The sequence below is a fragment of the Baaleninema sp. genome (assembly GCF_049974805.1).
GTDB lineage: Bacteria > Cyanobacteriota > Cyanobacteriia > Cyanobacteriales > Geitlerinemataceae > Baaleninema.
The window spans coordinates 1-10,750 of record NZ_JBNGCO010000139.1 but is presented as its reverse complement, the minus strand read 5'-3'; the positions used below and the strand labels follow the sequence as shown (position 1 = coordinate 10,750).

Below are 10,750 nucleotides of genomic sequence, written 5' to 3'. Positions count from 1 at the left end.
AGGACTTGAGCTGGGGAAACACAAAGGACTTGAATTGACCGAACTTTTTAAAGCGAGGAAAGCCGTGCCCACGCTTCTGAAACGCTTCCCAAGTATCGTGCAGCCTACGAATCGTCGTTTGCAAAACCTGAGAATGCGCCTTACCCAAATGTGGGAATTGCTTCTTAGCTTTGGGCAGGTTGTTTTGCTGACGGTGATAAGACGGAAACGGCTCATCGGCGGGAATGATGTATTCCTTCTCCAACGAGCATCGGTCTACCGGACACTTACGCGAAGCCATCCAGTCTTTGAGTTAGTTATACACGCCTCTGCACGTCTCAAGCCACCCCAGCAATTGAGCCTGCTGCGCGGCATCTGGGTGGATTCGGTAGGTGTAGTTCATTGTCAGCATAGCTATAGTTGACCACAAGCTATGCTGACTGGTAAATGCTTGTCTCATCCCCATCGAGGGGAATCGACTTCTCAAGGGGTGTCCATGTATCCCGACGCTCACCTTTCAGGTAGAGCGCGGGACTTATAGCCCCCCGAGCCCCCATCAGTTAAAGGGTTGGCTCCAAAATCTCAGATCGGTCAATGGCTGCTGGAGATCTGGAATTTATTAACATATTTGATGTATTTTGTCAAGCTTCGATCTCGAAAAGTTTTCTGAACGGGGCGATCGTTTCGGGGAAAATTCAAAATTGACGCTGTTGAAGAGTACCGAACCCTATTTGGACGAGTATTTCGCGTTGGATATGGACGGCGAACTGACGCCAATCGGCTTCGAGACGCCGACGACGGACATCAACAGTCCCGGTCACAAAACGGTTATCGCTAGAAAGCCGTAACGGGACGAAACCCCCGGTATTTCTCAACTACCGGGGGTCTGGCTGATATAAAACGATAAAATCTCTAGGAATTACGCAGAAACCAATTTTTTTACGGAATTCCGTGATTTCTGCGCGAAGACCGACACGAAAAATCGTTTTTTTGACAATTTCTAATTAGTTTGATATAATAAATTTTTTATTTAAGCTTTTACTTCAAATCGGCTTCCCACGCGAGTCTCGAAACAGCGATCGCCGAAGTGTTCCCACAACCGCGCCACGGCTTTAGTTCCCGTACAGTGATTGGCGCCAATATGCTGGATATCGTACTGTGACAAGGTTTCCACCGTCGCCGCCAATCGTTCCTCACTGGCCCGTAACAGGTGCATTCCTCCCATGACGGCGTAGATTGAAGATTGCGTCAATTCGCGAATGTCGTCCAGAATGTTGATAATCCCCGCGTGAGCGCAGCCGAGAACCACTACGATTCCTTTGGGGGTTTCGACGAATAAGGTTCGATCGTCGAGAAGTTCGTCAACCTGCTGGTGTTCTGCGTCGTTCCAGAACTGTCCTCCCGTATCCTCCAAGGGATGATTGCGGGGAACCGTTCCCGTCAACCACACCCCCGGAACGATTTCGGTGGGGTCCGCCGTGACGACTAACCGTTTAACGCGCCGTTGTAACTCCTCCGGGTCTCGCAGCGGGGCGCTAATTTCCCCACGGGGACTGTATTTCGGCTTGAAGCTTTCGGGATGTACATATAAATCGATTCGATCGCCGCAAATCGAGAGAACCTGCGAAAGTCCCCCCGCGTGGTCGTCGTGACCGTGACTGAGGGCGATCGCATCGAGGGAATCCAGGGGAAGTTGCAACCATTCGGCGTTGTGTTTCAGGACGTATCCCTGACCGGTATCGAACAAAATCCGATGGCCGTCCGCCTCAATCCACCAGGACAAGCCGTGTTCTCCCAGCAATCCCCGTCCCCAAGCGGTATTTTCCACCAGAACAGTAATTTCGAGATTTTGAATCATTGTTTTTAAAATTGTTTTAAAACGAGATGCGTCGGGTGCGTGATGCGGCCGGAAAATGGGGTCGGAGTCGGGTCAAGGGACTATTACCGCGTCACGCACCGATTCCCCGCAGACACCTCGGCGGTGCGTGACGAGTTATCGGTCAACAGGAGATACCCCCAATTTTTCAAGTCACGCACCCTACGAGTTCTTATACCAACGCGGGTTGATTTTCCAGGTTTTCCACCCAAGGACGGGGACAGACTTCGCTGCGCATATCTTTCCAAATTTGCGTGGCGGCTAACGCACCGTCGCCGACGGCGATGGCCACTTGGTTTAACCCCACTTTCAAATCGCCAATGGCGAACACCCGAGGATGAGAGGTGCGCCCCACTTTATCCGTCACCAGGTTTCCACCCTTCATCTCTAAATTCAAATTAGACAGATAGGTGTTGTGGTAATGAGATCCCATCGAAATCAATCCGGTTTCCAAAGGAACGACGGTTCCATCGACCAATTCCACCCCGGTCATTTGATGGTTTTCACCTAAAAATTGCGCGACGGGAGTTTCGATGAGACGATATCCCATTTTGGCGACTTTCTGCCGCATTTCGTCGCTGAGTTCAAACAAACCGTGCGTAAAAATGGTGATTTTGGGCGTGAACCAACTCAGGTTAAACGCCATGTTGATGCTGTTTTCGCTTCCGACGAACAGTCCGGCGTGTTTGTCGGTCATTTCGTAGCCGTCGCACACCATGCAAACGTGGAGGTTGTATCCTGCGTACTCGTAGACGTTTTTCATGTCGTCGAGAGGTACGAGCTGGTCGATAATGCCGCTGGCGGCGATGATATATTTGGTGCGAAAGGTGGGATAAATGCTGTTGTTGCGTCCGACTTTGACGCGCACGGCGAAGGTGTCTCCTTCATCGATGACTTCTTCGACGTAGCCGTGTAACATATCGCCGTTGACGGATAGATAATGTTCTTTTCCGCGTTTGAGAAGATCTCGTCCGGGGGTTTCGGGGGATAAGCCGAGGTAGTTGTGGAGTTCTTGCATCCAGAAGGATCGGGCTTTTCCTTTATCGATGATGAGGGAAGACAGGTTATACCGTTGTAGGTAAACGCCTGCGGAGAGTCCTCCGGCGCCACCGCCGACGACGATGGTATCGTAAACTTTGTTGGCGGCTTCTTCGAGGTTCTTTTTGGTTAACATCATAGGGCTGACTCCTAATTTCTCCTGATTTTTGTGGGTTTCTCTGTTTTTGGGTTTCTCTGTTTTTGTGTCGATATTTGAGACGAAACTTTATTGACTTTTTAGGGATTGTGTGATATATAAATCGTCGTTTTGAGACAGGCGATCGATGGAACGAGGACAGGTTCGATTTGATTGTTTCACCTCATCCCTTCATCTTCCCTAAGCTTTCACTGCAAACCCGGCGATATGGGGACTCACGACGGGGAAAGACAGTTGAAAGTTGTGGTAGGTGACTTCGGCGAAGCCAGCTCGATCGATGGCCGGGCCGGTTTCCCGGTTGGGGTGACAGCGATCGAACAGGCTTTTCCAAATCGGGGCGATTCCTTCCTGTATCCGCCGCGTCCAGGTTTCCGGATGTGCCGCCACATGCTCGAGGAACACGAACCGTCCGCCGGGTTTGAGGACGCGATCGATCTCGTCTAACACGCCGCTGATATCTCCCACGGAACAGAGAACGTGGGTACTGACGACTGCATCGATGCTGTGGTCCTCCACGGGAAGCTGTTCGGCGCTTCCAACTTCTAACCGAATTTGACTCACGCCAAATTTCTCGGCTTCCTGTTGCAGGTGGGGGTGCATAAACGGATTGGGTTCGACGCCTATCCATTCGATATCTGAGGCGTAATACCGCAGGTTAGCCCCCGCACCGGGGCCGATTTCGAGGATGCGACCCCGCAAGTTGCCCAGCATGGACTGTTTCAGTTGCGCTAGGTTGGCAAAGTGGGGATGGTCGATCAGTTGTAAGGTGCGATCGTCGGCGTCGTTGGCTTTGGACATTCCCCAAGCAAACAGGCGCTTTTGGACTTGTGAGAGTGGCGAACAGTTCATAGAGAACCTCTACGGAACGGATAGCAACGTCCCCGCTTTGGGGCGAACCTCCCGCGTTTAGCTGTCGGTGCGGGTACTGGTGCCGAGGAGACGATACAGGGGACAAAAACCGACGATCGCTGTGACACCCGCGATGGCTGAGGCGACGGTGAGTCCGAGTCCGAGGGGGTCGCCGCTGTAGGTGACTTGTCCGAGATACAACAGCACCGCAGCGATACTGAAGCGAAGGATGCGATCGAACAGTCCGACGTTACCAAACATCATAAATGGTATCCTCCGAGTCGCTTTACATTACTTAATTCTCAATATATAACCGTTTAGTTAATTAGTCAAGTTAAGGAAGTAGAGAAACCCGGCTTCGGTTAAGGGGCCGGGTTTCTCAAATGTTTGCGTTGACCGAGGGGATAGTTGGCGTCACCACCCCAGGGCAAAAATGCGCGTCCCCCACCAGGAGGGTTTGGCCGATGTAGAGGACTCCTCGGGTTCGGTTGTCGAGGCTTCCGAGGCCGAGGCGTCTGACGGTGCATCGTCAGTTTCGGCGATCGAAACCAGCATCAAATCGTCCGGACGCACGTATAACTGGCCTTCGAGTAACTCTTGACGCCACTGGCGGCCGAGTTTCCAAGCTCGAAATTTGAGTGCGTTCCAACGAGGATTCATCGGATATCCAGCAAACCCCGATCGCAGTGCGGGTAAGTGAATGTCCTGAAGGTCAGTTTTGACCTTGACGTTTTCCGACAGCGGAACGACTCGGAAGTTGTGGTTGTGGGTCGTGGCAGACATATCCTCACCTCCTAGCTTCACTGACAAATCGAGTTATGAAAACGGTTTTTAAAAAAATCCCAATCTCATTATTTAAACGAGTCTCCCTGGAGTTGGCAAGAGCGATCGCGAGATAATTTTCTGGTTACTCCTTATCCCGAATCGATCGTGAAACTTGCCGACTTGGTTAGACTCAAACGTACTATCCGCGTCATCGGATTCGACGACGCACCCTTCGATCGAAACAGCGATCGACCGGTATCGATCGGCGGTGTCGTCTGCGGTGGAACCCGCTTCGAGGGGATGGTTTGGGGACAAATCGAACCGGACGGTTGGGACGCCACCGAGACGATCTGCGATTTACTCCTCGACGGGAAGTTTCTACCTCAACTTCACCTGGTTTTATTGGATGGGATCGGCTTCGGCGGTTTCAATCTGGTCGATCTACCGTTGTTAGCGCAACGCTTGCAACGGCCTTGTGTTGCCCTGATGCGTCGCCCACCGAAACTCAAAAAGATGGAACAGGCGATGCGTCGTCTACCAGATTTTGAAAAACGATGGGATAGAATCCGCCGCGCGGGAAGAATCTACGCTTACCCTCCATTCTACTTCCAAGTGTGCGGAGAATCACCCGGAACCCTTGTAAAAGTTCTGCGATCGCTCACCGAATGCGGCCAGGTTCCCGAAGCGTTGCGCTTGGCTCATCTCATCGGTTCGGCGGTGATGAAGGGGGAAAGCGGGAAGCGGGCGTAAGGGGTGATGGGATGATGGGATGATGGGGATCTCAAGTGTCCCGATGCAGTGCAGAGATGGAGTGAAACGCCGTTAATGGAGGCTGTCTCTCGGGGCGGTTTTCGGTACACTTGGGTCATTCGATCGTCGGTGAGGTGTGGTGTGGAGACAATTCAACAACAGAACAAACGGAAATGGCTGTCGGTGGGAATTGAAGCCCACGGTCGAGTTGCGATCGGGATTTCGGCGCACGGATTCGTTGCCATTGGTGTTTCGACTCATGGCATTATTTCCGTGGGTTTGGTGTCGATGGGGGTAGTGTCCATCGGTTTGGTTTCGATGGGTTTAATGAGTTTGGGCGTTGTGGGAATGGGATTAGTTAGTTTCGGACAACAAACGATGGGATTGATGCGATCGCACGATATGGAATCCCATGAAATGCCCGGGATGGAATCGATCGAAAGCGAAATGTCTCCCCAAGAAATGCCGCAAGAAATGCCCCACAATCATTAAAAAACCCGGAATAAAAAAATTCCGGGATTCCAAGAAATTGCCAAATTTGTTTGTGATTTCTGTTAGTTTTTTAAAACTTAAACTAACAGAAATATTTCTTTTTGTGACCTATTCAGCCCACAAAATCAACCCCATTTCGTGAGGATTGCTCAAACTAGGATGGTTGGGCAGAACCCGCAAGGACAATCCCTGTAAACCACTAGAATTATAAGCGATTTCAGCAGTATAGAGGCTTTTGCCGAGGTCTTTTCCTTGATACTCCATCGTCACGGGAGAGCCATTAATAATATTGCCGCGATCGTCCACTTCCCCTTGATAGAGTTCCACCGTCACGTCTTCCGGTTGTAACGCAGCTAAATTGACGTGGGCTTTCACGAAAATCGGTTGGTTCACCTGTACGTCCGTCGATTCCGAAATATCGACCGATTCCACCTTCATCTCGTACCAATCCCGTTGGACGCGGTGTTTCCACTGTGCCAGTTCCTTAGCGGGCTGACAGTGTTCTTCCGTCATCGCGACATATCGATCGCTCAACACGAAATAAGACCGCCGCGCGTAATCCTTCACCATTCGCGCCGTATTGAACGCCGGACAGTTGAGACGCACGGCATCTTTCATTTTCGTAACCCAACCGTGAGGAATTTCGTCGGCGTCGCGATCGTAAAACAGCGGAACCACCTCTTTTTCCAACAAATCGTACAAATCGTTAGCTTCCACCTCGTCCTGATAATTCGGGTCGTCGTACATTTCCCCATGTCCGATCGCCCAACCCGTGCGGGCGTAGTCCGCCTCGTCCCACCAGCCATCGAGAACGCTAAGATTGGGCAAGCCGTTCATAGCCGCCTTCATCCCGCTAGTTCCCGAAGCTTCTCGAGGGCGGCGGGGCGTATTCAACCAAACATCGCAGCCGGCTACCATCAACCGCGACATCTCGATATCGTAGTTGGGTAAAAACACCAAGGAATTGTGCATTCCCTCATCGCGGGCGATATGAACGATATCGCGAATCAGTTCTTTTCCCGGCATATCTTTCGGGTGGGCTTTCCCGGCTACGACGAACTGAATCGGGCGTTTGGCATCTTGCATCATGCGTTTGAGCCGTTCGATATCCCGCAAAAACAGTGTTGCCCGTTTGTAGGTGGCGAAACGACGGGCGAAACCAATCGTCAACACCCCAGGGTCGAGAACGTCCTTCGCCTGTTCGATTTCCTTGAGGGACGCGCCCCGGTCTTCGAGACATTTCACCAGCCAATCGCGGGCGAAAACCACCAATTCCGCGCGACGCCGTTCGTGGTTGCGCCAGAGTTCCTCGTCGGGAATCGAGAGAACTCGCTGCCAGAGTCGCTCTTTATTGGCGCCGCTGGTGGACCATTGCGGACCGAGATATCGATCGTAAAGTTCCTGAGTTTCCTTGGCCACGCACGATCGCGCGTGGACGCCGTTGGTAATGGAGGTGACGGGAACTTCCTCGGTGGGGAGTTCGTTCCAGAGATGCTGAAACATCGCCCGCGAGACTTCTCCGTGGAGCTTGGCGACGCCGTTGATAAATCCCGACATCCGAATGGCAAAAATCGCCATGTTGAAGGGGGCAGAAAAATCCCCTGTATTTTCCCGTCCCAGGGCGAGAAACTCTTCCCGAGACAAGCCGAAAATCTCGGCGTAGTATCCCAGATAGTGCATGACCATCTCGGCGGGGAAGAGGTCGAAGCCGGCGGGGACGGGGGTGTGGGTGGTGAACATACTGCTGGAAATCACCACCTGTTCGGCGGCTTCAAAACTTAGCCCTTCCTCTTGAATCAGCATTCGCATCCGTTCGAGAGCCATAAACGCCGAGTGGCCTTCGTTCATGTGGTAGGCGGTGACGTTTAAGCCCAAAGCGGTCAGGAGTTTGACGCCGCCGATTCCCAGCATGATTTCTTGGTGAATGCGGAGGTCTTTATCGCCGCCATAGAGTTGGTCGGTGATGTCTTGGTCGTAGTGGTTGTTGGGTTCGATGTTGGTGTCGAGCATATACAGGGACACCGTTCCCACTTGCACTTTCCAGGCGCGGGCGTATACGGTACGGCCGGGATAGTCGACGGAAATGCGGAGTTCGCTGCCGTCGGGGTTGCGAACCAAGTCTAGCGGTAAGTTATAGAAGTCGTTGATGGGGTAGCGTTCCTGTTGCCATCCGTCGGCGTTGAGGTATTGGGCGAAATAGCCTTCTTGATAGAGCAGTCCGACGCCGACGAGGGGTAAGCCGAGGTCGCTGGCGGATTTGAGGTGGTCGCCGGCTAAGACGCCCAAACCGCCGGAGTAGATGGGCAGGGCGCGACAGAGTCCGAATTCGGCGGAGAAATAGGCGTAGTATTCGGGTTTATCTCCCTGTTTGTCTCGGTCTTTGCCTCGTTGTTGGCGATACCAGGTGCGGTTGTTGAGGTAATCGTCGAGTTGCTGGGCGGCGCGGTTCATGTGGGCGATGAAGCCTTCGTCGTCGGCCACTTCTTGCAGGCGCTGTTGGGAAATGGTTCCTAACATGAGGACGGGGTTGTGGCGGCTCGATTCCCACAGGTCTCGATCGAGTCGTTGAAAGAGGTCTTTGGTATCGGTATTCCAGTCCCAATGTAGGTTATAGGCCAGTTTGCGTAATGGTTCGAGGTTTTCGGGAAGGGAGGGAGAAACGTTGAATTTATAAATTGGCTGCATGGGAGTGTCCACTAGAGCGATCGCGATCGCTCTCATTGTTGAACATCCTTTGAAGAGACTGCGGCTTTTTAATACAAGCTTTTTGTTTGCGAGTGAACTGATTGGTGCGAACCGGATGGGACGAGGTACTAGATGCAGAGGCTGGGGGGGTTGGACTGGGAAAAGAAGGGTAGAAGGGTCGCGGATGTTCCGGCGTCGATCGCGGTTTGGGGTCGAACCCAACGGTTAAACCCGACAGAACCCACCGCCCCCTCTAGACCCCTCTCTCTGTACGCTTGAGGGAATCAATCAACCCATTCTTTCGCCCGTTCGACGGCTTTTTGCCAGACGTGATAGTGTTCTAGGGCTTGCTGGGCGCCGTCGCCGGGTTGGAAGACGCGATCGATCTTCCGTTTGGCGATTAAATCCCGGTAACTGGGGTAAAAGCCAACGGCCAATCCGGCACCAAAGGCGGCACCTTGGGCGGTGGCGTCGAGGATTTCGGGACGTTCGACGGGAATTCCCAAAACGTCCGCTTGGAACTGCATTAAAAAGTTGTTTTGCGACGCGCCGCCATCGACTTTCAACCGCGCTACGGACATATCGCTATCGCGGTTCATGGCTTCGACGACTTCTTTGACTTGATAGGCGATCGATTCTAAAACCGATCGCACGATATGTTCCCGTTTGACGCCGCCAGTAATTCCCTGAAACGACCCCCGCGCACTCATATCCCAGTGGGGCGCTCCTAAGCCGCTCAACGCCGGGACGAAATAGACGCCGTTGTTGTCTTTAACTTGCAAGGCGAGGGCTTCGGTTTCGGCGGCCGAAGAAATCAGTTGCAGTCCGTCCCGCAACCATTGAATACAAGCCCCTGTGGTGAACATTGCCCCTTCGAGGGCGTAGTTGGAACGGTCTTGCGTCGTCCAAGCGACCGTTGAAAGCAGTCGGTTGCTCGATCGCGATACGTCGCTCCCGGCTTGGACGATGAGGAAACATCCGGTACCGTAGGTGCATTTGAGCAAACCGGGGCGATCGCAGCCGTGGGCGAACAGAGACGCCTGTTGGTCGCCGAAAATTGCCATGACGGGAATTTCTTCCCCCAATATCTCGGGGTCGGTGAGACCGAACTCCCCCATACTGGGTTTAATTTCCGGCATCATGTGCGGCGGAATGTCGAAGAGTTCTAGTAAATCTGTATCCCAGTCGCCCCGTTCTAGGTTCATCAACATGGTGCGGCTGGCGTTGCTGCTGTCGGTGGCGTGGACTTTTCCTCCGGTGAGGTTCCACAAAATCCAGGTGTCGATGGTGCCGGCGATGACGTTATCGAGGTTGGTTTCGGGGCGGTTTTCTTTGACCCAATCCAGCAGCCAAACGAGTTTCGTGGCGGAGAAGTAAGCGTCGAGAACCAGGCCGGTGCGATCGTGGATGAGGGTGTGTTTCCCCTCTTGGCGCAGTTTCCGACAGAGGGGGGCGGTACGGCGGTCTTGCCAGACGATCGCTTTGTGCAGGGGTTTTCCGGTGGTTTTGTCCCACAACAAGCAGGTTTCCCGTTGCACCGTCAGTCCGACAGCGGCGATGTCCGAAGCGGAGGCGCCGACTTTTTCGATCGCGTCGGAGATGCAGGCGAGGGTGTCTTGCCAAATTTCAACGGCGTCGTGTTCGAGCCATCCGGGTTTGGGGTAATACTGGTTCAGTTCTTTATAGACTTGTCCGGCGATTTGACCCTCTCGGTTGAAGAGAATGGCACGGTTTCCGGTGGTGCCGAGGTCGATGGACAGAATGTATTGTTTAGAGTTTGTCATAATAAGTTATCGATTCTTGCCTTGCAACCTTATATGATATCGGCTTCGCTCTAGCTTGGCTTTGAATCTTTAATTATTTCTACAATATTTATTATTTGTTATGATTTTGAAAGAAAGGAGTGCATCTCACTTTTGTAAAAATATGAATATTCCGCGATTCGATCGCCAATTTCTGAATGAAAAACCGGGTTTTTCGACCGATAAATGTGTAAATTTTCGCCCCAAAAATACATTTTAATTGGCTATTTTTGAGGGGCGATCGCACCGCCACGCCAGCAGTCCCGACAGCTCAGTGGTGCAGAAAACTTTTCGAGATTGGGGCTTGACAAAATACATCTTGTATGTATTTAAGTTGGAGTCAGATCCCCGGCATCT

Annotated in this window: 11 protein-coding genes and 1 pseudogene; 3 read left to right on the top strand and 9 right to left on the bottom strand. The window is 52.5% G+C overall.

The genetic code is table 11. The features are described from left to right. Positions 1-244 (bottom strand): annotated as a pseudogene (locus tag ACP5D4_RS19225) (RNA-guided endonuclease TnpB family protein); the annotation flags it as partial. Positions 245-292: 48 nt separating this feature from the next. Beyond that, positions 293-382: a helix-turn-helix domain-containing protein gene (locus ACP5D4_RS19220; RefSeq protein ID WP_428013231.1), complete on the bottom strand. Its 90-nt coding sequence runs from the start codon at positions 380-382 to the stop codon at positions 293-295. Positions 383-617: 235 nt separating this feature from the next. On the opposite strand from ACP5D4_RS19220, the gene ACP5D4_RS19215 reads away from it, so the two are divergent. Further along, positions 618-827 carry a hypothetical protein gene (locus ACP5D4_RS19215; protein ID WP_428013230.1) on the top strand — a complete coding sequence of 70 codons (210 nt, stop codon included), beginning with the start codon at positions 618-620 and terminating at the stop codon, positions 825-827. A 182-nt stretch (positions 828-1,009) separates the two neighbouring features. Here ACP5D4_RS19215 and ACP5D4_RS19210 read toward each other — a convergent pair whose 3' ends face one another. The 5 genes from ACP5D4_RS19210 to ACP5D4_RS19190 form a co-directional block, all read right to left on the bottom strand. Beyond that, the gene (locus tag ACP5D4_RS19210; protein WP_428013229.1) at positions 1,010-1,837 is read right to left on the bottom strand and encodes an MBL fold metallo-hydrolase; all 828 of its coding nucleotides are present in this window, start codon (positions 1,835-1,837) and stop codon (positions 1,010-1,012) included. Between the two features lie 190 nt (positions 1,838-2,027). Continuing rightward, a complete protein-coding gene (locus tag ACP5D4_RS19205) occupies positions 2,028-3,032 on the bottom strand; it encodes an NAD(P)/FAD-dependent oxidoreductase (protein ID WP_428013228.1) in 1,005 nt (334 codons plus the stop codon). A 198-nt stretch (positions 3,033-3,230) separates the two neighbouring features. Next, positions 3,231-3,899, bottom strand: a complete 669-nt coding sequence (locus ACP5D4_RS19200; protein ID WP_428013227.1) for a class I SAM-dependent methyltransferase — start codon at positions 3,897-3,899, stop codon at positions 3,231-3,233. Between the two features lie 57 nt (positions 3,900-3,956). Next, the gene (locus ACP5D4_RS19195) at positions 3,957-4,163 is read right to left on the bottom strand and encodes a YgaP family membrane protein (RefSeq protein WP_428013226.1); all 207 of its coding nucleotides are present in this window, start codon (positions 4,161-4,163) and stop codon (positions 3,957-3,959) included. A gap of 150 nt (positions 4,164-4,313) precedes the next feature. Beyond that, positions 4,314-4,682, bottom strand: a complete 369-nt coding sequence (locus tag ACP5D4_RS19190; protein ID WP_428013225.1) for a hypothetical protein — start codon at positions 4,680-4,682, stop codon at positions 4,314-4,316. A gap of 147 nt (positions 4,683-4,829) precedes the next feature. On the opposite strand from ACP5D4_RS19190, the gene ACP5D4_RS19185 reads away from it, so the two are divergent. Both ACP5D4_RS19185 and ACP5D4_RS19180 read left to right on the top strand, forming a co-directional pair. After that, the gene (locus ACP5D4_RS19185) at positions 4,830-5,414 is read left to right on the top strand and encodes a DUF99 family protein (RefSeq protein WP_428013224.1); all 585 of its coding nucleotides are present in this window, start codon (positions 4,830-4,832) and stop codon (positions 5,412-5,414) included. A gap of 48 nt (positions 5,415-5,462) precedes the next feature. Further along, positions 5,463-5,906, top strand: coding sequence for a hypothetical protein (locus ACP5D4_RS19180; RefSeq protein WP_428013223.1), 444 nt, complete (start codon positions 5,463-5,465; stop codon positions 5,904-5,906). A gap of 108 nt (positions 5,907-6,014) precedes the next feature. Here ACP5D4_RS19180 and glgP read toward each other — a convergent pair whose 3' ends face one another. Together glgP and glpK are read right to left on the bottom strand one after the other, a co-directional pair. Continuing rightward, positions 6,015-8,591, bottom strand: a complete 2,577-nt coding sequence (glgP, locus tag ACP5D4_RS19175) for an alpha-glucan family phosphorylase (RefSeq protein WP_428013232.1) — start codon at positions 8,589-8,591, stop codon at positions 6,015-6,017. A 284-nt stretch (positions 8,592-8,875) separates the two neighbouring features. Then, a complete protein-coding gene (gene glpK, locus ACP5D4_RS19170; RefSeq protein WP_428013222.1) occupies positions 8,876-10,375 on the bottom strand; it encodes a glycerol kinase GlpK in 1,500 nt (499 codons plus the stop codon). Positions 10,376-10,750: the final 375 nt, after the last annotated feature.

Excerpts from the sequence above, each read along its gene's own strand:
- ACP5D4_RS19220 (WP_428013231.1), bottom strand. The coding sequence starts at position 382 with ATGAACTACACCTACCGAATCCACCCAGATGCCGCGCAGCAGGCTCAA.
- ACP5D4_RS19210 (WP_428013229.1), bottom strand. The coding sequence starts at position 1,837 with ATGATTCAAAATCTCGAAATTACTGTTCTGGTGGAAAATACCGCTTGG.
- ACP5D4_RS19195 (WP_428013226.1), bottom strand. The coding sequence starts at position 4,163 with ATGATGTTTGGTAACGTCGGACTGTTCGATCGCATCCTTCGCTTCAGT.
- ACP5D4_RS19205 (WP_428013228.1), bottom strand. The coding sequence starts at position 3,032 with ATGATGTTAACCAAAAAGAACCTCGAAGAAGCCGCCAACAAAGTTTAC.
- ACP5D4_RS19190 (WP_428013225.1), bottom strand. The coding sequence starts at position 4,682 with ATGTCTGCCACGACCCACAACCACAACTTCCGAGTCGTTCCGCTGTCG.
- glgP (WP_428013232.1), bottom strand. The coding sequence starts at position 8,591 with ATGCAGCCAATTTATAAATTCAACGTTTCTCCCTCCCTTCCCGAAAAC.
- glpK (WP_428013222.1), bottom strand. The coding sequence starts at position 10,375 with ATGACAAACTCTAAACAATACATTCTGTCCATCGACCTCGGCACCACC.
- ACP5D4_RS19200 (WP_428013227.1), bottom strand. The coding sequence starts at position 3,899 with ATGAACTGTTCGCCACTCTCACAAGTCCAAAAGCGCCTGTTTGCTTGG.